The sequence below is a fragment of the Streptomyces sp. NPDC048254 genome (assembly GCF_043201895.1).
Classification (GTDB): domain Bacteria; phylum Actinomycetota; class Actinomycetes; order Streptomycetales; family Streptomycetaceae; genus Streptomyces.
Window position 1 is genome coordinate 1 of the sequence record NZ_JBICZJ010000017.1, and the last position, 20,583, is coordinate 20,583.

General features: G+C 68.8%; 18 protein-coding genes and 2 pseudogenes. 4 read left to right on the forward strand and 16 right to left on the reverse strand.

The window, feature by feature from the left end; genetic code table 11:
* The 7 genes and pseudogenes from ACGFZQ_RS37085 to ACGFZQ_RS37115 form a co-directional block, all read right to left on the reverse strand.
* A pseudogene (locus tag ACGFZQ_RS37085) lies at window positions 1–335 on the reverse strand (hypothetical protein); the annotation flags it as partial.
* Window positions 336–348: 13 nt separating this feature from the next.
* Complete coding sequence (locus ACGFZQ_RS37090; RefSeq protein ID WP_393844076.1) at window positions 349–1,527, reverse strand: cytochrome P450; 1,179 nt, start codon at window positions 1,525–1,527, stop codon at window positions 349–351.
* Window positions 1,524–2,114 (reverse strand): ATP/GTP-binding protein, encoded by a 591-nt coding sequence (locus ACGFZQ_RS37095; RefSeq protein ID WP_393844077.1) that lies wholly within the window; start codon window positions 2,112–2,114, stop codon window positions 1,524–1,526. Before ACGFZQ_RS37095 ends, ACGFZQ_RS37090 begins: the two co-directional genes overlap by 4 nt.
* Window positions 2,092–2,448, reverse strand: a complete 357-nt coding sequence (locus ACGFZQ_RS37100; RefSeq protein ID WP_393844078.1) for a DUF742 domain-containing protein — start codon at window positions 2,446–2,448, stop codon at window positions 2,092–2,094. Before ACGFZQ_RS37100 ends, ACGFZQ_RS37095 begins: the two co-directional genes overlap by 23 nt.
* Window positions 2,445–2,855: a roadblock/LC7 domain-containing protein gene (locus ACGFZQ_RS37105; RefSeq protein ID WP_393844079.1), complete on the reverse strand. Its 411-nt coding sequence runs from the start codon at window positions 2,853–2,855 to the stop codon at window positions 2,445–2,447. The genes ACGFZQ_RS37100 and ACGFZQ_RS37105 overlap by 4 nt, the downstream gene beginning before the upstream one ends.
* Complete coding sequence (locus ACGFZQ_RS37110; protein ID WP_393844080.1) at window positions 2,852–4,315, reverse strand: ATP-binding protein; 1,464 nt, start codon at window positions 4,313–4,315, stop codon at window positions 2,852–2,854. The genes ACGFZQ_RS37105 and ACGFZQ_RS37110 overlap by 4 nt, the downstream gene beginning before the upstream one ends.
* Window positions 4,312–6,159: a glycoside hydrolase family 15 protein gene (locus tag ACGFZQ_RS37115; RefSeq protein WP_393844081.1), complete on the reverse strand. Its 1,848-nt coding sequence runs from the start codon at window positions 6,157–6,159 to the stop codon at window positions 4,312–4,314. Before ACGFZQ_RS37115 ends, ACGFZQ_RS37110 begins: the two co-directional genes overlap by 4 nt.
* A 1,185-nt stretch (window positions 6,160–7,344) precedes the next feature.
* Here ACGFZQ_RS37115 and ACGFZQ_RS37120 point away from each other — a divergent pair.
* Window positions 7,345–7,743 carry an ATP-binding protein gene (locus ACGFZQ_RS37120; RefSeq protein WP_393844082.1) on the forward strand — a complete coding sequence of 133 codons (399 nt, stop codon included), beginning with the start codon at window positions 7,345–7,347 and terminating at the stop codon, window positions 7,741–7,743.
* Window positions 7,743–8,807, forward strand: a complete 1,065-nt coding sequence (locus tag ACGFZQ_RS37125) for an aldo/keto reductase (RefSeq protein ID WP_393844083.1) — start codon at window positions 7,743–7,745, stop codon at window positions 8,805–8,807. The genes ACGFZQ_RS37120 and ACGFZQ_RS37125 overlap by 1 nt, the downstream gene beginning before the upstream one ends.
* Here ACGFZQ_RS37125 and ACGFZQ_RS37130 read toward each other — a convergent pair.
* Genes ACGFZQ_RS37130 through ACGFZQ_RS37150 form a run of 5 tightly spaced genes read right to left on the reverse strand, consistent with a single transcriptional unit; the run spans window position 8,780 to window position 13,619 of the window.
* Window positions 8,780–9,292, reverse strand: a complete 513-nt coding sequence (locus ACGFZQ_RS37130) for an NUDIX domain-containing protein (protein WP_393844084.1) — start codon at window positions 9,290–9,292, stop codon at window positions 8,780–8,782. The genes ACGFZQ_RS37125 and ACGFZQ_RS37130 overlap by 28 nt on opposite strands.
* Window positions 9,289–10,557: a hypothetical protein gene (locus tag ACGFZQ_RS37135; RefSeq protein WP_393844085.1), complete on the reverse strand. Its 1,269-nt coding sequence runs from the start codon at window positions 10,555–10,557 to the stop codon at window positions 9,289–9,291. Before ACGFZQ_RS37135 ends, ACGFZQ_RS37130 begins: the two co-directional genes overlap by 4 nt.
* A gap of 14 nt (window positions 10,558–10,571) precedes the next feature.
* Complete coding sequence (locus tag ACGFZQ_RS37140; RefSeq protein ID WP_393844086.1) at window positions 10,572–11,051, reverse strand: PPC domain-containing DNA-binding protein; 480 nt, start codon at window positions 11,049–11,051, stop codon at window positions 10,572–10,574.
* Window positions 11,052–11,085: 34 nt separating this feature from the next.
* Window positions 11,086–12,084, reverse strand: a complete 999-nt coding sequence (locus ACGFZQ_RS37145; RefSeq protein ID WP_393844087.1) for an asparaginase — start codon at window positions 12,082–12,084, stop codon at window positions 11,086–11,088.
* Between the two features lie 38 nt (window positions 12,085–12,122).
* Window positions 12,123–13,619 carry a hypothetical protein gene (locus tag ACGFZQ_RS37150; protein ID WP_393844088.1) on the reverse strand — a complete coding sequence of 499 codons (1,497 nt, stop codon included), beginning with the start codon at window positions 13,617–13,619 and terminating at the stop codon, window positions 12,123–12,125.
* A gap of 191 nt (window positions 13,620–13,810) precedes the next feature.
* Here ACGFZQ_RS37150 and ACGFZQ_RS37155 point away from each other — a divergent pair, with 191 nt between their 5' ends.
* Window positions 13,811–14,716 (forward strand): helix-turn-helix domain-containing protein, encoded by a 906-nt coding sequence (locus ACGFZQ_RS37155; RefSeq protein WP_393844089.1) that lies wholly within the window; start codon window positions 13,811–13,813, stop codon window positions 14,714–14,716.
* Window positions 14,713–14,946: a DUF397 domain-containing protein gene (locus ACGFZQ_RS37160; RefSeq protein ID WP_393844090.1), complete on the forward strand. Its 234-nt coding sequence runs from the start codon at window positions 14,713–14,715 to the stop codon at window positions 14,944–14,946. The genes ACGFZQ_RS37155 and ACGFZQ_RS37160 overlap by 4 nt, the downstream gene beginning before the upstream one ends.
* Before the next feature lie 180 nt (window positions 14,947–15,126).
* Here ACGFZQ_RS37160 and ACGFZQ_RS37165 read toward each other — a convergent pair.
* From ACGFZQ_RS37165 to ACGFZQ_RS37180, 4 genes and pseudogenes are all read right to left on the reverse strand, one after another.
* A pseudogene (locus tag ACGFZQ_RS37165) lies at window positions 15,127–15,423 on the reverse strand (site-specific integrase); the annotation flags it as partial.
* A gap of 661 nt (window positions 15,424–16,084) precedes the next feature.
* Window positions 16,085–17,050 carry a pirin family protein gene (locus ACGFZQ_RS37170; protein WP_393844091.1) on the reverse strand — a complete coding sequence of 322 codons (966 nt, stop codon included), beginning with the start codon at window positions 17,048–17,050 and terminating at the stop codon, window positions 16,085–16,087.
* A 41-nt stretch (window positions 17,051–17,091) separates the two neighbouring features.
* On the reverse strand, window positions 17,092–18,603 hold the full coding sequence (locus tag ACGFZQ_RS37175; RefSeq protein WP_393844092.1) for a protein kinase: 1,512 nt from the start codon (window positions 18,601–18,603) through the stop codon (window positions 17,092–17,094).
* A gap of 223 nt (window positions 18,604–18,826) precedes the next feature.
* Window positions 18,827–20,557 (reverse strand): RICIN domain-containing protein, encoded by a 1,731-nt coding sequence (locus ACGFZQ_RS37180; RefSeq protein WP_393844093.1) that lies wholly within the window; start codon window positions 20,555–20,557, stop codon window positions 18,827–18,829.
* Between the last annotated feature and the right edge of the window lie 26 nt (window positions 20,558–20,583).

Sequence of the window (20,583 nt, forward strand, 5' to 3'; positions counted from 1 at the left end):
CGCCCCGCTGGGACCACCCCAGCGGGGCGATCTTGTCCTCGCTCATCGGCATCCTCAGTGCCCGCACCGTCGGCATTCTCAGCGTCGCCCAACACCCACAGGGCCAGCGGCCAGGTGGGGACAGTCTCGGCGAAAGCCGGCCAGTGGGCGCGGCCGTCCTTGGATACGTCCTTGCTGGTGAGCAGCTGCTTGAGGAGGGCCGGGTCGGAGACCGACCAGGCGCGCACGCCGAGGATGTCCACGAGGGTGGCGGGGCCGCGCTCGCGCAGGGCCTGGTGTTCGGCGTTCGGGTCGCTGCCGGTGGGGTCGAGGAAGAGTATCTGCTGTTCGGGCACGTCGGGGTCTCTTTCAGCTGGTGGGGAAGGTGACCGGCAGGGTCACCAGGGAGCGGTGGAAGGGGCCGGGGCGCCAGGTGAGGTCCTCGCGGCGGGTGGCGAGGTCCATCTCGGGCAGGGCGTCGAGGACGTGGAGGATGGCGGCCTCGGCGATGAGGTACGCGTGCGAGCTGGCCGGGCAGCTGTGCGGGCCGGCGCCCCACGCGAGGTGGGCGCGGTTGCCCAGCGGCGCGCGCCCGCCGAGGTCGGGGTCGTTGTTGCAGGCGGCGTAGCTGATGACCACCGGCTCGTCGGCAGGGAGCAGGTAGCCGCCGATGTCGGCCGGCCGGGGCGGGTAGCTCATGGAGAAGTTCGCCAGCGGCGGGTCGCGGTACAGGACCGTGTCCAGGGCTTCGCGGACGGAGGCATCGCCGGCGTGCAGATCCCCGGAGAAGTCAGGATTGGTGAGCATCTCCAGGAGCGTGTTGGTGATCAGGTTGGTCAGCGGTTCGATGCCCGCGCCGTAGAGGGTGATGAGCTGCTGGCCCATCTCGATGTCGTTCAGCCGCGCGACGTGGACGAGGAGCCTGCTGGTCACGTCGTCGCCGGGATGCGCCCGGCGCAGGGCGACGAGGTCGGTGACGGCCTGGGCGAGGATCTGGTTGCCGATGGAGGCGTTGACCCCGTCGAAGATCTTGGACATGCCGTCCGCGATCCGCCGCCCGACTTCGTCGGGGCAGCCGAGCAGGTGGCTGAGCGTCTGGAAGGCGAGCGGCCAGGCGTACTGGGCCAGCAGGTCCGCCTTCCCCTCGGCTGCGAAGGCGCTGACGGTCTGGGCAGCGACCTGCTCGACGTGATCGCGCAGCGCGTGCTGGTCGAGTGCCTGCAACGCGGCGGTGTTCGCGGCCCGGTAGCGGGCGTGCTCGGCGCCGGCGGAGCGCAGGGCGTTGGGCCGGTACTCCATCATCGGCCGAATCGGGCAGGTGTCCGGGACGGTGACCTGCCACCTGCGCGGGTCGGCGGGGAAGCGCTGAGGGTCGCCGAGGATACGGCGGGCCGCTTCGTAGCCGACGACCAGTGTGGCGGGCACGCCGGGCGCCAGGTCCACCGGGACCAGGGGACCGAACTGCTCGCGCATCCGCTGGTAGAAGGCGTGCGGGTCTTGGGCGAAGTCCGGCTCGTACAGGGAGATGCGAGGGGGCGCTGTGCTCACGGTCGGGGCTCCAGACGTGCGAGGTATTCGGTGAGCTGGATCAGGGCCTGCATGCACGACGCCCGCTGGCGGGCGTCGCACACGGTCAGCGGGGTGTGTCCGCCCAGGGCGAGCGCCTCGTGGATCTCGGCGAGTGGATAGCGGGGTGCGCCGTCGAACTGGTTGACCGCGACCGCGTACGCCACTTCGGCCTCTTCGAGGAGGGTGAGGATCTCGTGGGAGGCATCGAGGTCGCGGGGGTCGACCAGGACCAGGGCGCCGAGGGCGCCGACGATCAGCTCCTCCCACAGGAACCGGAACCGGGCCTGGCCCGGGGTGCCGAACAGGTACAGCACCAAGTCGTCGCCGAGGTGCTTGCGCCCGAAGTCGACGCCGATGGTGGTGGTGGACTTCTCTGGCGTGCGATCCAGTTCGTCGACCAGGGCGCTGGCCTGGGTGATGGTCTCTTCCATGTGGACGGGCGGCACTTCGGAGACGCTGCCGACGAAGGTCGTCTTGCCCACGCCGAAGGCTCCGGCGACCACGATCTTCGCGGTCGCCGTCACCGTTGGCGCGACGAACCGGTCAGGCGTGACGGCGGAGGCCATGAAGGACCCTTTCGATCAGTGAGGCGGGAGGGCGTTCGGCGTCGTGGCCCTGGGCGAGGGTCATCAGCCCGAGTCCGATGAGATCGGCGACGAGGATGCGGGTGGTCGAGGGCGGCAGGGCGAGTTCGGAGGCGATCTCCGCGACGGCCAGACCGCCGCCGCGGGCGCCGGCGAACAGAGCCAGCAGGCGGCGTCCGTCGGCATGGAGTCCGGGGTGGGTGCCGGTCGCGGCGAAGACCACGCTCTCCAGGCGCACGTCCGTGCCGGGGCGGGTACGTCCGCCCGTGCGGACGTAGGGCCTGACCAGGTCGGGATCTGGCCGCGGCCTGCTCATGCCGGTGAGGCTTCCACGCCGCTGGTCACCCGGGTTTTGACACCCAACTGGTCGCCCACGCTGCCCGCCAGCCGTAGGGCGGCCTCGCTGATCACGCCGACGTCGACGTGGGGGCTGCTGGTACGGACGGCGAGCATCGTGTTCTGGCCAGCCGGGATGAGCAGGGAGATGTGGTCGACCGACTCCATGACGAACTGGCGCACGCCTCCGCCGCCCGTCTCGCGGTCGAAGGCCCGCGACGCAGCCCACAGCGTCGAGGTGATTGCGGCGATCTTCTCCGCCGGCTCCCGCTGGAGGCGGGGCGTGTAGTCCGGGCTCATGCCGTCGGCCGCGACCAGCACGGCGTACTCCACGCCGTCGGTCTCCTCCAAGCGCTCCAGAAGCCAGCCAATGTTCTTCTCGCTCATGCCTCGTGTCCTTGCTCGTCAGGGGTCATGGAGGGGGCGGCGGCGTCAAGTTCGGCGCGTGCCGCCTGGGTGCCGCGGGCCCAGGAGGCGATCACGCTCGCGCGTCCCGGCTCCGCGTTGACCGGGCGACGGGCGGGAGCAGGTGCCGGGGTGCCGCGCCGGTTGCGCCGTGTCAGCCCGCTGGCCGTAGTGCCGGCCGCGGCTGGATCATCGAGGCGCTCCTCTGCCGGCGGGTGTGCAGGAACGGGGACGGGCTGCGGTTCTTGCACGGGCGGGGCCAGTGCCAGGTGGCTCTCCGACACGGGTGCGAGCGTGCCCTGCGGGACGCTGTGCGCGGTTGGTACGGCAGCGGGTGCCGCCTCGGCCAGGGTGGTGAGGAGGTCCTCGGGCAGGGTGAGGAGCGCGCGGGTGCCGAGCAGCGCGTTGGGCGCCTGGACGTCGACCCGGAAGCCGTAGTCGCGCGCGAGAGCAGCGGCCACCCGAAAGCCGGTCTTGGGAAGGGCGCCGAGCTGTGTGATGTCGTCGCTCTGCTGGCCGGAGAGGACGTTCCGGGCCTCGTCGAGCTGTTCAGGCGTCATCTGCAGGCCGCTGTCGTCCACGATGACGGTGACCCCGTGGTGGCCCTGCTCGAAGGAGACGTGGACACGGGACATCGGCGGGGAGAAACGCAGCGCGTTGTCCAGCAGGAGGGCGAGAGTGTGCACCACGGGCCCGACGACACGGGTCTTCACCGCGAGGGGCAGCTCCTGCGGTGCCACGCGTTGGTAGCCCTCGACGTAGCCCATCGCGGCCCGCACCACATCGGTCAGGGTCGTGGTGGTCCAGTGTCGGGACAGCTTGCCGCCGGCCAAGACGGTCCAGCCCTGTGCGACCAGCAGCGTCTGCTGGACGGTGCGGTCGATCCCGGTCAGCGTCTCGAAGGCGGCGTCGTCCTGGTGCGCCCGGACCCCCTCGCTGACCCTGCGGCTGGTCCGGGCGGCCATACCCACCAGCGCCGACGACACGCTGCGCACCGCAGCCTCGGTCGATCGCACGGCGTTCGCCTGCACGCGGGCGATCTCGGCCTGCGCGTCGGTATGCGAACGGCGCAACTCCTCCGCCCCGTGTGTCTTGACCTGTTCGATCTCCTGGTGCGCGGCGTACCGGATGTCACGGACGATGGCCTGGGCGAGGCCGGCAGTGGCCTTGGCCACGAGCTCCAGCCGCTCGCCGACCGCGGTGCCGGTCAACTCCGGCGGCAGAACAGACGGAGCAACCCGGCCGCTGGCCTTGTGGATCTGCGGCAGCACCTCGTGAACCAGCCGATCCAGGGCCTGCTCGGTGGCCTGCTGTTCTCGGGTCAGCAGATGTGCTTGGTGCCGTGCCGCGAGCCAGCGGCGACGGGTGACCCAGACCATTGCCGAGGCGATGACGGCCGCGAGGGTGAGCAGGACGAGCGTGGTGATGGCGGGCGTGTTCATCGGGCACTCGCCGCCACGAGGACGTCCGCGTCGGCCGTAGGCGCACTCGCGCCAAGCTGCTGCAGCAGGAGCGCGGATCCGATGACCCCGATGTGGCTGTACGCCTGCGGGAAGTTGCCCAGCTGCCGCCCGCTGGTGGGGTCGTACTCCTCGGCGAGCAGGCCGAGGTCGGTGCGCAGGGCCAGCAGCCGCTCGAACAAGGCGTGGGCTTCGTCCGGGCGGCCGGTCAGGGCGAGCGCGTCGACCATCATGAACGAGCAGAGGAGGAAGGTCCCCTCGTTACCGGTCAGGCCGTCGATCCCAGTGCGCTTCCCGGCGGTCCGGTACCGGTGCACGAAGCCCTCGGGGGTGGACAGTTCCCGGCGGACCGCTTCCACCGTTCCGACCACGCGCGGGTCGTCCGGTGGCAGGAAGCCCACCCGGGGGATCAGCAGCAGGGCGGCATCAACCTCCTGCGATCCGTAGGACTGGGTGAAGGTGTTGCGCTCGGCGTCGAAGCCACGGGTGCACACGTCGCGGCGGATGGCCTCGCGCAGCTCGATCAGTGCGAACATGTCGGCTTCCATGGCGCCGGCCTCGATCAGGCGGATGGTGCGGTCGACGGCCACCCAGGTCATGATCTTGGAGTGGACGAAGTGCTGTCGCTTTCCGCGGACTTCCCAGATCCCTTCGTCGGGCATCTGCCACCGCTCGGCGAGGTGTTCAACGAGTCGCTGGTGGAGGACCGCAGTGTCGCCGCAGTGGGCGACGCCGCTCTCGTGCGCGAGGTAGAGGGTCTCGATCACGTAGCCGTAGACATCGAGTTGCACTTGTTCGGCCGCGCGGTTGCCGATCCGTACCGGTGCGGAGTTCTCGTATCCGGGCAGCCACGCCAGCTCCCGCTCAGGCAGGTCTCGCTGGCCGGTGATGCCGTACATGATCTGCAGGTTCTCCGGATCGCCGGCCACGGCCCGCAGGAGCCACCGGCGGAAGGAGCCGGCCTCCTGGCGGAAGCCGGACCCGAGCAGTGCGGCCAGGGTGGTGGAGGCATCGCGCAGCCAGGTGTAGCGGTAGTCCCAGTTCCGTTCGCCCCCGAGTTCCTCGGGCAGCGATGTGGTCGGCGCGGCGACGATGCCCCCGCTGGGCGCGTACGTCATCGCCTTCAGGGTGATGAGCGAGCGGAGGACGGCGTCGCGGTAGGGCCCGGTGTAGGTGCACTGGCTCGTCCAGTCCTCCCAGAACGCCAGGGTCGCCTCCAGCGCGGCTTCGGCCTCTGGGATCTCGGGCGGGCTGCCGTGGGAAGGGCTCCAGCTCAGCACGAAGGCCACGCTGTCGCCTGCGGTGACCGTGAAGGAGCCGACGATAGCGCCGTTCTTCTCCCGCTGCTCAGTGGCCGTGTCCAGCCACAGCGCGTCCTCGCCGCCCTCGGCCACTATGCGCCCGCCCGCCTCGTGGACCCACGGACTGATGCGGCCGTAGCCCGGGCGGGCGCGCAGCGCGGACACCATGAAGACCTGACCGGTCGTGCCTTCCACGATCCGGATCACCTGCGGCGCTCCGTTGCGCGGCGGCATGAAGTCGGTGACCGTCACGCTGCCGGAGGAGGTCGTCCACACCGTCTCCAGCACGAGGGACTCGCCGACATAGCGCCGCTCGGCGCTTGCTGCGGAGCCCTCCTGGAAGGCGGCGGCGGGGGCTATGCGCCATGCCCCGTGCTTCTCCGAACCGAGCAGGGCCGGGAACGGGGCCGGCGAGTCGAAGCGGGGCAGGCACAGCCAGTCGATCGAACCGTCATCGCAGACGTGGGCGCTGGTCTGCATGTCGCCGATCAGGCCGTACTGCTCGATGCGCGGAAGCCGTTTCATCGTGTGGATCTCCGTGAGCCCCGCAGATCGGGGGCGGTATCGGGGCTGCCGTAGCGGCCGGGAATTGTGGGTCAGAGAGGCTCGGTGGCTACCGGAGCGGGGAGCGACTGTTCTGCCTCGGTGCGGAGTCCGGTACCGCCCCCACCCTGTCTGTTCGCGGCAACGCGTTGGCGGGCGTCTCGACCGGGAGGCAGCGGAAGCCACATGACACAACTCCTCTTCACATCAGACCAACTGGGCTTGGGCGTGATTGGGCCAACGGTGAATTTGAGCCTCGAAAGAGCTCTCAGTTACGCAGAGTTCGAAGGCGGGGCGTCTCATCAACAACCTCCTTCTGAAGGGTGTGGCTGGGCGAGTCCGACATGCCTGCGTTGCACTTTGTCATTGGTCGGTGGCTGATTGTGGGGCTTGTATTGCGGCCGCAGTCCACCAGTACGAACTCGCCTGGGTCTTAGGGGGCGATGGGCGAGCGGAGGTGCTGCCCAGTCGAATGGCGTGTGCCTGGCGTTGTGTGAAGCCGTGAATAGCGTTGCCCCTCGGGGGTGTTGCCGGTAGCGAAAACGGACCCCCACTTCTCCCCACTTCGGTGTCGGCGGATGTAGTCGGGAACCGCACACCCTCCGCTAACTCCACGGACAAAAGCGGTTGATTTGGCCATCAGTTGGCACGCTAGGGCTTGTGTGAGTGCCCGTCGCTAGAGATCAGCCGCGCTGTCCCCACTTCACCCCACTTCGCTAGAAGTGCTTGACCGGAACGTTCGAACGGTGATAAACGCGCTCGCGGCGTGATGGTGGGGTTGAAGGGTGCCCCTATGGCGTTCTGCCAGCTAAGAGCCGTTTTCGCGGTTCCTGTCGGCTTCAAGGCGTGATCGGAACCGGGGCGCAGAGGGCATCTTGGTTGATGGTCTCGGTGCTGCGGGAACTGCGTAAATCCCGAACTTTTATGCGGACCCTGCCCTCTATGGCTGTCGTCCGGTCTCGGGAGGCTCGTGTGCCTGGCCACGAAGTGGGGAGAAGTGGGGGGCGTTTTCGCTGTCGCCATCGCTGAGTGATGGGCCACGGTATTCACCAGGACTTGCCAGTCCGTCCCCCCCGGGCATCGTGAATGCAGCGAGGAGTGATCCCCGTGCTTGGTCCCACCAGTACCGCTTTGGCACGCGGCCAAGGCCGTGCCGCCGGTGGTCCTGTGAAGCATGCCGCGCTCGACCTTCGCGGCCTCGACGAGCCGCAGAGCGCCGCCCGCCGCATAGTCCGCAGCGCGTTTCCGGAGACCCCTGACGAGGAGTACAAGGACGACGTGGTGCTGGTGGCTGACGAGCTGGTTGGCAACGCCATCGAGCACGCTGGAGGGGCCCTCGGCATCTCTCTCGATCTGTACCCGTGGGGAACGGTGATTCAGGTCCGCGACGGCGGCCAGGACACGGCAGCGGTGCCACGGAATCCGGTGCGGGCCGCCGACGACGATGTGAACGGGAGAGGTCTGTTCCTGGTGGACGCGCTGGCGAGTGCCTGGCGGGTTCAGCACGACGATACGGGGAAACGAATCGTCGCGGTCTTCCTGCATCGAGCGGGTGACACATACTGATGCTGCCGAACGACCTCTCCCACCGCCTCGTAGCCCGGGACTTGCTACTGAGCCCTCTGGGTATTGGTACAGGCACCTCTCGGTGGGCTCCGACCGCCGCTCAGCCGGACGACGCGCAACTGCTCGACGGGCTGCGCCGCGCCGTGGAGTCCGGTGTGAACCTCATCGACACGGCAGACAGCCACCGGTATGGCCACGCCGAGCGGCTCATCGGCAAAATCCTCAAGGAGAACCCGGGCCACAATGTGCAGGTGTCCAGCACCGTCGGCCGGGTCTGCAGCTCCGCTCCCCACCCGTACGCCGGCCCTCGTGTGCGGCACCAGCTCGAACAGACTCTGGAGAACCTCTACCTCGACGAACTCGCCGTCTACACCCTTGAGTCGTACGACTTCGGAAACGGCGACCGCTACCTCGGCCCAGTCGCCGAGCAGATGCACGTGCTACGGGATCTCGGCCAGATACGAGCGATCGGTCTGCGCGGACCGGATGGCCATTCCTCGGTACGCTTTATCCGCCGCTTCCTGGACCTCTTCGACCAGATCCGCTCTGATGTGGTCTGGACGCAGGCGAGTGGCCTTCTCCCGCTGGCAGACATCGGAGACGGCGAGGACCTCGGCGCATTCACCGCACGCCGCGGCGCCAGCCTGCTGATCGCCTCTCCACTGGCCCATGGCGTCCTTGCTGGCTGCCGCCCACGGACGGAGGGCCTGGCGGCCGACCGAGCGGAGGTGCAGACAGCAGCTGTCACGCATGGGCTCGCAGTCCTGTCCCACCGGTTTGGCTCGTCCGCTGATGCCCTGCTCCGGGTGGCCTTACGGTTCATCCTTCACCAGGTGCAGAATGCCGTGGTGGTTGTCGGCGTGGGCGGTCGGCAACAAGTCGGCCGATACTTCGACTCTCTCGGCCAGCCCCTGTGCAGCAAGGAGTTGACGGTGATCGAGGAGGTATTCCACCGCATCCGAAGCACGATGAGTCCTATCGCGGACCGCACTTTCTCGACGGTGACCAGCCGAGACGGGCGCGCAGCCGTTCCCGTTCAGCAGGGCACCCCGTTGCGGAGGTAGCGCGGAATTCCGTCGTCGAGCACCTGCAGGGCTTGCTGCGCTCGGACACGCTGCCGGTCCGGCAGCAGACGCAGCGCTTCAGTGACGTCGAAGAAGCCGTGCTCGGAGATTTCCTCGTCGTAGGGCTTCAGCTTGGCGGCCTTTTCGGGCGACAGCACGCCGGCGTCGAAGACGAAGCCGAGGTAGTCGTCCCACGGGCCATGCGGTTCGACCCAGTCGACGCACAGGAACCGCAGGCTGGTGATGTCGAGGTCGAGCTCCTCGCGGAGCTCCCGGCGAAGAGCGGCATCGGGGGGCTCGTTGGCCTCGGCCATGCCCCCGGGAAGGTCCCACCCATCCTTGTATGTCGGGTTCACCAGAAGCAGTCGACCGTCCCCGTCTCGAACCAAGGCATCGGCAGCCGCTCGCTTCCGGGCCTGTTTGGCGTTGCCTTCGACCAGGTAGGCGTTGCGGCCGGGGTCTCCCGGCCTGGGAGCATCGTTCACTGCGGGCCTTCCGGTAGCGCGAGACTGCCGAGCAGCAATCTACGACGCTGAGCAGTGGCAGCCATACGCGAGAGCAGGTCTCGGACCTCGGGCACCTGGCGGTACCGATCAAATTCAGACTGCAACGAGTCGAGTTGACTACTCAGCCGCAGAGAGGTCACCGACTGGCCGGCGGTCAGCAACTCCACACCGATCTGGCAGGCCGCATCGACCTGCTCTTGCGCCAGTAAGACCCGCGCCAGCGTGACCTGCCCGAACGCCTTGCTCCGGACCCGGCTTGCGTCGCGTAGCGTTAGTGCCCGTTCCGCATCCTTGGCTGCGGCGTCGAGCGCGCCGAGATCCAGCAGCGCGGAGGCTGCCTCGCTGGCCAGCGCTGCTTCGTCGAACGGTGCCACCCAATGTGAAGCCGGTACGGAATGTGTAAGTGCCAAGGCATCGCGTGCTGAGTCGAGAGCCCGCTGGGCGTCGCGACCCTCGTTGAGCTGGGCGAGCGCGCGGGCCTCCATGGCGTGGAGGCGGGCTGAGAGAGCCGGGACCATGGGACCGGCGGCAAGCCGCGCCAGGCCGCTGCGGGCGAGGTTGGCGGCCGCGTTCACCTGCTTGGTCTGCAGAGCCAGGTGGCTCATGCCCGCCAGCACATTCGCGCCTGCGGTCACGTCTGCAAGGCTCTGCGCCAGACGCAGCGCGCGGTCAAAGTGCCCGGAAGCCAGGTCGTCCCGTCCGACATCGTGAGCCATCCACGCCGCCATCTCTGTGAGCACGACCGCAGCCCCGAACACCACCTCGCCGCTCTCACGCTGGTCCGCCGCGCTGAAGAGGGCCGGGGCGACAGCCGTGTTGAGATAGTGCACCACAGATCGGTAGACGTGGCCGCCGCCGAGCTGGCGGTCCGCGAGCCGAAAAGACTCCATAGCGGCGACGTGCGGTGACAACCCGACAATTCCCAGCGAGCCTTCGCCGTTTGCCGCTGCCCCGGTCTCGGCCCGTTGGTCGGCGTTCGGCTCGGCTGGCCCGAACAGTTGCTCGGCCGTCTCGTCGAGCAGGTGCTCCAGGACCCGGCATGTTGGGCGCCGCGGCAGCCCTTTGATGTCCCCGACCATCCACCGGTCCCAGGTGGACCGGGAGACATACACGGAGGCGAGAGTGGGGTCACCGTCCAGCCGGGCTACCTCCTTGGCAGCCCGCTTGAAGCGCACCGTGAACGTCTCGTAGACGCGCATGTGCCGAGCCTCGACCACCTTCGGGAAGCGGATCGCCCTGCGCATCGCGCTCTCCCTCCTCAGCTGCCCGTGCCGAAGCCGAGGAGAGGGACGTCGTACAGGTTCGGATCGCGGCGTCGGGTCAGCGCCGGGCTCGCCGCGTCGCCGACGATTTCAACGATGGGGATCTCGCAGATGAACTGCACCTTCGCGCCGAGGAGGTGAGATACCCGCCCGTCGGCCGATGCGCCCTTGATGCCAGCCGCGACGTGAATATGAGGTGCCAGGCAGTCTTTCTCCAAGTCCCACGCGAGTGTCCCGCCGCCGAGCGCCTCAACTGTCTCGACGGTGATCTCCTCCCACAACGGGGCCTCGGGCTCAGCGAGGGGCTCGCAGGAGCCCACCAGGCGCGCCGAGTGGAACCCGCCGACAAACGTCGGGATGTATCCGGACCGAATGCCCTGGTCCTCACAGAACCGCGTGAGTCCGGCGAGGAGGTCCTCCCCGTGGTCGAGGGCGAGAACGAACTGCCGGCCGGAACGGACCTGGGCGAAGCGCATCGTCGGGGACGTCCTTCATGCTGGTGGTGGGGGATCAGCGGTAGTCGAGGAAGGCTTTGGCGATCTCCGGGCGCGGTGTTCCTGCGGCCAAGTGGGCGATCAGGAGTAGCCGGGCCTTGTACGGGTCGAGCGTGCCGGCGGCGATCAGGCCCCGGGACAGCAGGTCGCTCTCAGAGCCCGGGAAGGCGTAGGTCGAGGTGAGGACGGGCCCGGTGCCGATGCGTGACGCGAGGACGACGGGCATCGAGGCCGCCAGCGTTTCGAGCCGTGGAACCCACGTCTGTGGGACGTGGCCGACGCCGAAGGCGGCCACGACCAGCCCGGAGACCTTGCCGTCAAGCCCTTCCAGCAGGATTCCGCTGCTGCCCAGGGACGCGGTGACGACCTCCACCTCGGATGGGGCGCTGAGCGGCAGCGAGACGGGCCCGATCCTTTGCAGCGGGTGTTGGAGCCGTGCTGTTCCCTCTACGAGGTGCCCGAGAGGGCCGGTCGCCGGGGAACTGAAGGCGGCCGGACTGGTGGTGTGCATCTTCCGGACGTGCCGGGCGGCATGGATCTCGTCGCCCAGGACGACGAGGACACCATGTTCCCGTGCCCTTGTGCACGTGGCTGTTTGCACGGCGGCCAGGAGGTTCGCCGGGCCGTCGGCACCTGCTGACGCGGCGCTGCGCATGGCCCCGGTGAAGACCACCGGCGCGCTGCCCCGGTAGTAGAGGTCGGTCAGGAACGCAGTCTCCTCCAGGGTGTCGGTGCCCTGGGTGACCACGATCCCGTCGACGCCTTCACGGTTGGCATGCTCCAGTCGGCATACCAAGTCGACGATGTCGCTGTTCGTCAAGGACGCACCGGGCAGTTTCCGGAAGTCCTCCGCGGTGACCGCAATGTCCTGGAGGCCAGGTATGGCGGCAACGAGATCGGAGCCAGTCAGAGTAGGAGTGACCCCGGACACCGAGGCGGTGGGTGTCATGGCGATGGTGCCGCCGAGAGCCAGGACGAGAACGGAGCGGTGCGGGGCACGGTCAGCGGAGGACACGAGGGGCCTTTCATGCCTGGAGGCGACGTGGACAGGTCTCAATGGTCGGACGCGAGCTTGCCGAGGAAGAGCAGGGTCTCATCGAGTGCGTCCACCGTCAGCAGGCGGCTACGCGGGCGAACGAGTCCGGCGACACCGTACTCACCGAGCGAGCGGCATCGGGACGTCAACCAGCCCCAGTTCAGGCCCAGATAGCCCGAGAAGGCCCGCAAGCGGCTCGCCGAGTCCTCGGCGCCCGAAAGGACATCGTTGCCCTGCGCGTCGGCGAAGGCAGCCGCGTACGTGCGCAGGTCGCCCCGAGTTGACGTGCTGTCGGCGGCCCAGAGCGCCCCGCCTGGAACCCGCACCCAGTTGGCCACGACGGCTCGCTGCCCGTGGACCAGGGCCACGCCGTCCACCTCCGCGTACTCCGGCTTCGGTATCACCCGCACCTGGATCCCGAAGCGTTCCATGAGAGCGACCGCCAACATGAGCAGGACTCTCTCGTACGGCTCGGATTGCGGGACTTCGGCTTCGGGCACGCAGAAGACCCGGATGGTTGGCGTCGTAGCGCTGCGGAAGCGGGTGAGTGCCTGGAGGTAGTCGAGCTTGTGCTTGAAGAACAGCCAAGGGGCTGCTTCCTCCCCACTCTGCTCGCGTGTCCAGAAGATCGGCACCTCCGTGGCGTTGGCCAGTTCCTGCTGGATGTGCTGGGCGCAGAACGCAGACCCCATCCAACTGCTGCCCGCTGCGGTGAGGTCGACGAGCAACTGGCTGGGCGCCGATCTCGGCAGGGAAAGGTAGGTACTGATGAGGTGCCACTCGCTGTCGAGGACTTGGTCGTCGGCCAGAAGGCCATCGTCGAGTTGAGTGAGTGCCCAGACGATGCCGTACGTGAGGTCGTCCAGGAGGTAGGCCGTGGGAATCGACAGGGTTCCGGCGGACTGCGATCCCGGCTGGCCCGGCCTGCGGGCGCACGCAGCTTCACGGACGTACAGTTCCAGATCGTCCTGTCGCTCCTCGACACCGACGATGAATCCCCGGCGCGCCGGCCGTAAGAACCCCTCCAGGTTGCGCTGGTCGTCCTTGCTCAGGTCGTCGGGGTTCACTTCCTCGCCCCGCCTCATGACTGGGAGAAGGTGCACCGCGGCGCTCGTCCCGTCAAGACGGTGGCGTCCGGTGATCTCCCAGGTGCCTGCCGGGCCGCCCGTAGGGATCAGCATGCAGGAGGTGGGCCAGTGGGATCCGATCTGCGTTCCCACGGACCCCACGGCCACCGGGGACTTTCTAGAGTCGGGCGCCGGGCTGAACAGAACATCAACGGGATACCCGAACATGCGTTCCAAGATCTGCGCCGCTTCACCGCGGGGCCGGCCGTACCAGCGGCCGGAGGACCATCGGTCGAACGTGGTGCGCCCCAGGCTGACCGTGGCGAGGCGACGGTTGCCGGTCTCGCGGGTGAGCTCCCGGCCGGTGGCCGTGTAGGGCACGCAGAACACTTCCCAGGTGGTGAGGTTCTGCTTCTTCAACAGGAGGCTGAACAGCGTCCGACGCATCGCGGCGACCCCTCCCTGGGCGTGTGCGGACAGCAGAGCAGCGGAACGACATCCACGCATGGCGACGGGCGCTGCACACTTCGTGACCCTGGCTAGGATGCTCCCAAGGGTGAGCGGTTAGCAATATGGTCGAGCAAATTGCGCGACCATATTGCTTGTAGGGAGCGCGGGGAGCCGTCAGACTGGCCACCATGCCAGAAGCGAAGACGCCGTGGTCGCTGACCCTCAGTGAAGTCGGCCTGCGCCTGGAGGACTTGCGAGAACGCCGGGACCTCACGCAGGGCGATGTCGCTGGCCACGAAGTGCTGCGCCGGCGCGGAGTCAAGATCGACAACAGTGGGCTGAGCCGACTCGAACGAGGGCAGCGTCGACGTCTGGCCCGGGATCTCGTCGAGGCGCTGCTCGAGGTCTACAAGGCCAGCGACTCCGAGCGTTCAGAAATCCTGGCGCTGCTGGGGGCGGACACCACTCCGGCCGGTCGACCACGTCCTGCTCTGTGGCGACGCAACGCCCACTTGCTGGGGCCCATGCAGTTCGAGGGCTTCCTGAAGATGGAGCGCCGGGCCGCTGTGCTGTCGAACTTTGAACGGGACATCTGGCCGGGTCTCTGCCAGATCGAGGACTACGCCTACACCGTCATCGCCCAGATGCGGCCCGATCTGCGTCCCTCCGAGGTCAAGGCACTCGTCGACGTTCGCATGGACCGCCAGCAGCAGGTGCGAGAGGGTGCACTCGCTGAGTTCCGCGCCCTGGTGGACGAGCATGCACTCCACCTCGCTGTCGATGATCCCGTCGTGGCGAGGCGGCAGCTGGAGCGAGTTCTGGAGGAGTCCGAAGACCCTCGCACTACCATCCGTATCCTGCCGGGCACCGTCGGATTGCATCCGGGGTCTGCAGGCCCGTTCGTCCTGATGGCCTTCCCTGAGGCCGCCCGCCAGGTCGTGTGGGTTGAGACGATGGTCAGCTCGTTGTACTTCGACGGGGAGGATGATGTGCAGCGCTACACCGCGACTTTCACCAACCTGTGGGAGCGGGCGCTGGACCCCGACGAGACGCGCATGCGCCTCAAGAAAAGGATCAAGGAGCTAGAACAGTGACAGCGAAGCCGGACCCGTCCTCGTTCGACCTGTCGTCGGTCGAATGGACGGTGTCCAAGTACAGCGGCGGCGGCGGGAACTGCGTGCGCGTCGCCGTCAAGGACGGGTACGTCCTGATCGGTGACTCGCAGAACCCCGATCGCCTACCCCAGGTCTTCACCCCGGCCGAGGCCAAGGCGTGGCTGCTCGGCGCGAAGGACACGGACTTCGACTTCCTGCTCGATCTGTGATCCCGTCCTGAAGCACCGCACGACAATGGGCCAGCCCCACGGCAGATGGGGTCGGCCCGAACGTTTCTGCCCGCTGCCAGGGCCAGCCACACGGGAATCTTGTCCGCAGCCGGCGGCCACCCGTCTCCGCCGCATCGCCGCCATATGCCGTTCAACGGAGCACCGTTCGGCTGGGGGTGCGACGCGGCAGCCTGAGACCTGGCGGATCCGTGCGGCGGTGCACGCGGCGAAGATGACCATGTCTCCCCAGCCGTGGTGGTGGCCGTGGGAGGCGGCCACGAGCGCGTTGGCCAGTGCGAGGAGGGTCTCCCAGTCGGGCAGGGCCGGCGAGCGTGGGTCGATGAGTTGATCCTCGGCCTGCTTGTAGAGTTTCTGCCAGCCGGTCACCCGGGCGGGGTTGACCTTGATGATGCCGTCACGGACTGCCCGCTCTATGACTCGGACCAGGACGGCGATGGTGTTCTTCACCTGGAGACGCCGGCCTCGGCGGCGACGTGCCCGATCGGCCGGGTGCGGCAGCGCTCGACGAGTATTGGGCGGCCCTCGAAGCTCAATGGGGTGTTCGCAGGCGTCACTGGAGCACCTCGCTGCTCCGGCCGGCGAGCACCCCGCGCGAGGGGGGACGCGACCAGCGGCGCGGCAGTGACAAGGTGTCCGCTGGCCCACAGAGCCCCGAGATCCCCGATTGTGGCGCCGAGGCTGAGTGCTGCGGTGCGTAGAAGCCGGCCATGACGCGGGCTCCGGCCGCCTCGTACAAGCTTCGTCTCGGTGCAACCGAATCTGTTGGGCTTCCACAACGGGTCGACCAAAGGGAGTCCATGGGGCCTTGCCGTGCGTAAGGCGCTCGCTCACGGCTCCATCAGGTAGGTGCGCGCCATGGCCCACATCCGTCGCGATGCTCCTCCCGCAGTGGCCTTGGCGCCACTCACGGACCTGACAACCCATCAGGAAAGTCAGCATTAGGTCAGCATTGGTTCTGCTAAAGCTGCCCACAGATGCCCACGCGATGGAATCGATAGAGCCCCCGGAGGTGCCGTTTCGACAGCTTCCAAGGGCTCTTGCCGCCAAAGATCATCTTTAGGTGGAGGGCGGCCGCGTGGTCATCGGCTCTCGGCGGGAGAGCCAGCGTATTTGCAGGTCAGCGCGCTCGTCCGCGTGGTTTGAGTGGTGTCGGTGGCATCTCCGGTGCCGATAGCGGTGCCCCGTCATACCCCGTCACCTCGCCGAAACGGGCCCCCTTCTCCCAGTCCTCCCGGGCCTGTACGATCTCTTCTTGGGAACGGGCGATGAAGTTCCACCACATGATGAGCTCCTCCTCGAACGGCTCGCCGCCCAGGAGCATGATCGCCGCGTCCGACTCGGCGTGCAGCGGCAGTTCGGTGCGGCCGCAGCCGAGGTAGAGCATCGAGCCCGGGAGCACCGGTACGCCGTCGACACGCACCTCGCCGGACATCGCGAGCACGCCGTACTCGAAGTCCGTCTCCAGGGGCAGGCGCAGATCCGCTCCCCGCGTCAGCGCCAGGTCGGCCCCGACGATCGGGGTGAACGTCGTACCGGGCGAGGCCGCGCCGTCGAGGGAGCCGAGGATCACGGTGGCGGTGAGGCCGGGCGCGGTGACCGTCGGCAGGCCGGGGTGGTGCTCGAACTTCGGTTCGACGTGCCGGTGGGTGTCCGGCAGCGCGACCCACAGCTGGGCGCCGTGCAGATACCGGGCGTGCGACTTGGGGCTCTCCTCGGAGTGGCTGATCGCCCGGCCCGAGGTCATCAGCCCGAGCTCGCGCGGGCGGATCGTCTGCAGGCTGCCGGTCGAGTCGCGGTGCAGTACCTCGCCCTGGTGCAGCCAGCTGACCGTCTGCAGCCCCATGTGCGGGTGGGGCGGGACCTGCATCCCGGGCTCGTCGGCGATGTCGTCGGGGCCGTAGTGGTCGACGAACGCCCAGGCGCCGATCATGCGGCGGCCGAGGTTCGGCAGCAGCCGGCGCACCTCGGTCGACTCGCCGAGTTGCACGTGGCGGGGGCTCAGCAGCTCGCGGACGGGTTCGGCGACGACGAATCCGCGGCCACCGCACACACTCGGTACGGGCGCACGGTCAAGGTTGCTCATGCTGCCCAACTTAGCGGTCGAACGTTCCGGTTGCCGAGCGGTCAGCCGGTCGTGCGGAAGCCGTCCCTCACGTTGTCGAAGACCGGGCGGTACGTCGCCCATGCGGCGTCCGGCGCGGAGAGGTAGATGTCGTACTCCCGGCCGCCCTCCCTGCCATAGCCGAGGTCGACGGCGCGGAAGACGCGGACCCGGCCCCGGAAGGTGAACTCCCAGATCGCGGCGGGCTGCCCCCGGAAGTCGGTCCGCTGCATCCGCAGCTTGCGGTAGGTCGGGTAGTTGACCTTGGTGTTGGCCTCGATGCCGGCGAAGTGCGTGATCGGGTTCGCGCCGGCCGGTTCCACCGTTCCGATGGTGACGCCGGCCAGACCGGTCGGGTCCTTGTAGGTGACCTCGTCGGGGGCACGGGTGCCGGCCTTCCAGCCGTCGGGTACCGGGAAGGACACGCCGAGGGTCTTGTCGGTGACGCGGTGGTACCCCTGGGGGAGCGGGGAGGACGAGGGCGTGCTCGTCGGCGTCCTTCCGGCGGGCGTGTGCAGCAGCGTCACGGCGGTGCCCGCGGCCGCCGCCAGGGCGACGGCACCGGCGACCAGGGCGAGGCGCCCGCGCCGGGCGCGCCGTCTGCGCCGGGCGCGGGGAGCCGCCGGGGGAGCGGAGACCGTGGCGGGGGCGGAGACCGTCGGGGAGGCGGAGGCGGTCAGGGGAACCGGGGCCGGGGGCGGTACCACCTCCGTCAGGGCTCCCGACCAGGTGGCAAGCAGTGCCCGTTCCGTCTGCTCGGCCGAGGGCCGGTCCGCCGGGTCCTTGGACAGCAGCAGCCGGACGAGCGGCTCCAGCGGGCCGGCCTGCTTCATCGGCTCAACGGGGTCGGTGACGATGGCGTACGCCGTCTCCATCGCGGTCTCGCGCCTGAACGGCGGCCGGCCCTCCATCGCCTGGTACAGCGTGGCCCCCAGCGACCACAGGTCCGAGGCCGGCCCGGGCGTCAGCCCGCGCAGCCGTTCCGGGGCCATGTAGGGGATCGAGCCGACCATCTGGCCGGTCTGGGTGAGCGTCGACGAACCGGCGGTCAGCGCGATGCCGAAGTCGGTGAGGACGACCCGGTCGTCCGGGCCGAGCAGCACGTTGCCGGGCTTGACGTCCCGGTGCAGAACGCCGGCGGTGTGCGCGGACCGCAGCGCGGCGACCATGCCGAGCCCGATCCGGGCGGCCTCCTCGGGCGCGAGCGTCCGGCCGCCGTCGAGGAGGTCGGCGAGGGTGGTCGCGGGGACGTACTCCATGACGATGCAGGGGCGGCCGCCGTCGTCGACCACGTCGTGCACGACGATCACATTGGGGTGTACGACCCGCGCGGCGCTGCGGGCCTCCCGGCGGGTGCGTTCGTACAGGGTGGCCAGTTCGTCGTCGGAGAGCTGCGGGCGGGCGTGGATCTGCTTCAGCGCGACCTGCCGGGCCAGCACCTCGTCGTCGGCCCGCCATACGGTGCCCATGCCGCCGCGGCCGATCCGCTCGGTCAGCCGGTACCGCCCGGCGACCAGCCGCCCTTCCTCCGCCACCGCCCCGTCCTCCGCCAGCTCTGTCCGTGTTCGATCGGTCCGGTCACGATAGCCGCCCGTTTCTGATCACCTGTGGGGATGTTCGGGAGCCCCGGACGGCCGGCCTGTGAAGGCTCGGCCGCCTGGGCCCCTTCCGCTGCGAATCGACAGGGGAGACCGTTGCGCGGCTACGATTCCTGGCCCCGGCCGCTCCCGGGTGTGTGGTGGTTCACTGTCGGGTACGTCACCGCGCGGTCAGCTTCCACAGATGGTCGGCGGTGCCGTTGTCGTCCCACTGGAGGACCTGCGCGCCGGACGAGGTGCTCATGCCGGTCACCCCGAGCAGCAGCCCGCTGTTGTAGTTGGCGATCTTGTAGTAGCCGTCGCCGGACGGGATCGGCTGCCAGAGGTGGTCCGCGGTCCCGTTGTCGCCCCAGATCAGGGCGGTACCGCCGGCGCCGGTGCCCGCGTTGGTGATGCCGAGCAGCAGCCCGCTCGCCTGCTGCCGGATCTTGTAGAGGCCGTTGCCGGCGGCCACCAGGGTCCAGTTCTGGTCGGTGCCCGTGGTGGCGGTGGCCTGGACGACCGCGGTGCCCTGGGCGGTGCCCGCGCCGCTGGTGTCCAGCGCGAGGCCGCTGTTCCGGTTGGTGATCTGGTAGCGCCCGGCCAGCGAGGTCGCGGTGCCGCTCGGGGTGACGGTCAGGTGGTAGCCGTCGGAGGCGTTCATGGTCATCGGCACGGTGATCGAGCCGCCGCTGACCGGATAGTCGGCGTCCGAGATCGTGATCGGCCCGGACACGGCGGTCGTACGGCCCTTGGACGGGGTGTACTCCAGCTTCACGTGCACAGTGCTGCCGAAGGCCGGCAACGACGACAGTCCGTTGACGGTGACGGCACACGAACCGGTGCATCCGCCGGTGACCACGCTGACCTGGTCGGCCGCGCCGTTGCGGGAGGCGAAGCCGTCGACGCCCGTCTGTGCCGGGGGTGTGGTGACGAGCATGTTCCCGGACATGTCGCCGTACCACTTGTACAGCCAGTACGCCCCGTTCGGTGAGCCGCCGGTGTCGGTGAGGGTGTCGCCGAGGGTGCCGTAGTGGTTCCAGAAGGCGAGTTCGGCGTCGTGCACACCGGCCCGCTCGAACTTGGCGACATAGCCGGCCAGCGGTCCGGGGACGCCGACCTCGCTCGTGGTGCCGTACTCCTCGATGGCGACCGGGCGGGGGCTGATGTTGAGGCTGGTCTCCAGGGCGCGGTAGGCGGCGACATGGGCGGCGATGTTCTGCGAGCCCTGCAGCTCGTGCCAGGCGACGATGTCGGGGACGGTGCCGCTCGCCTTGGCGTCGGAGAGGAACGTGCTCATCCAGTTCTGGTTCCACGCCGAGTAACTCGGGCCCTGGATCGGGGTGTTGGCGTCCCTGGCCCGGACTTCCCGGTATGTCGTGGCCCATCCGGAGTCGAAGCTGCCGGCCGCCGAGGTGTTCCAGGTCCAGTCCGGCTCGTTCCACAGCTCGTAGGTGGCGATGTCGGTGGCCCCGGAGGACTTCACCGAGGCGACCTGCTTGTCCACGGCGGACAGCCAGTCGCTCCAGCTCACCCACTTGTAGGGGAAGTTCGGATACCAGTCCGGCATGCGTACGACGACCTTGGCGCCGGCCCTGGCCGCCTCGGGGGCGACGACGAGGGCATCGCCGCCGGGGCTGGGCTCGCCGTTGGGCAGCTGGCTGCCACCGGGCGCCATCTGTACGAAGGTGTTGGGCTTGAGCGGTGCGACCAGGCTGTCGGCCGGCACGCTCGCGGTGTCCAGGCCGTAGAGGCTGCCCGAGGCCACGTGGGTGACCGGGCGCAGGATCTGGTTGGCGTTCACCACGAGGGTGGTGGCGGAGGTGGGGGCGGCCCCGGCGGGGGTGGCGGTGCCGAGGGCGGCGGTCAGGACCACGGCACCGAGGGCGGCTCTGAGGGGGATGCGGCTCATGGCATGGATCTCCTCGAGGAGTAGAA

Bases quoted from the DNA above. Each gene is read 5' to 3' on its own strand.
- ACGFZQ_RS37110 (WP_393844080.1), bottom strand. From the start codon at position 4,315: ATGAACACGCCCGCCATCACCACGCTCGTCCTGCTCACCCTCGCGGCC.
- ACGFZQ_RS37180 (WP_393844093.1), bottom strand. From the start codon at position 20,557: ATGAGCCGCATCCCCCTCAGAGCCGCCCTCGGTGCCGTGGTCCTGACC.
- ACGFZQ_RS37155 (WP_393844089.1), top strand. From the start codon at position 13,811: ATGCCAGAAGCGAAGACGCCGTGGTCGCTGACCCTCAGTGAAGTCGGC.
- ACGFZQ_RS37100 (WP_393844078.1), bottom strand. From the start codon at position 2,448: ATGAGCAGGCCGCGGCCAGATCCCGACCTGGTCAGGCCCTACGTCCGC.
- ACGFZQ_RS37105 (WP_393844079.1), bottom strand. From the start codon at position 2,855: ATGAGCGAGAAGAACATTGGCTGGCTTCTGGAGCGCTTGGAGGAGACC.
- ACGFZQ_RS37115 (WP_393844081.1), bottom strand. From the start codon at position 6,159: ATGAAACGGCTTCCGCGCATCGAGCAGTACGGCCTGATCGGCGACATG.
- ACGFZQ_RS37170 (WP_393844091.1), bottom strand. From the start codon at position 17,050: ATGAGCAACCTTGACCGTGCGCCCGTACCGAGTGTGTGCGGTGGCCGC.
- ACGFZQ_RS37135 (WP_393844085.1), bottom strand. From the start codon at position 10,557: ATGCGCAGGGCGATCCGCTTCCCGAAGGTGGTCGAGGCTCGGCACATG.
- ACGFZQ_RS37150 (WP_393844088.1), bottom strand. From the start codon at position 13,619: ATGCGTCGGACGCTGTTCAGCCTCCTGTTGAAGAAGCAGAACCTCACC.
- ACGFZQ_RS37095 (WP_393844077.1), bottom strand. From the start codon at position 2,114: ATGGCCTCCGCCGTCACGCCTGACCGGTTCGTCGCGCCAACGGTGACG.
- ACGFZQ_RS37125 (WP_393844083.1), top strand. From the start codon at position 7,743: ATGCTGCCGAACGACCTCTCCCACCGCCTCGTAGCCCGGGACTTGCTA.
- ACGFZQ_RS37140 (WP_393844086.1), bottom strand. From the start codon at position 11,051: ATGCGCTTCGCCCAGGTCCGTTCCGGCCGGCAGTTCGTTCTCGCCCTC.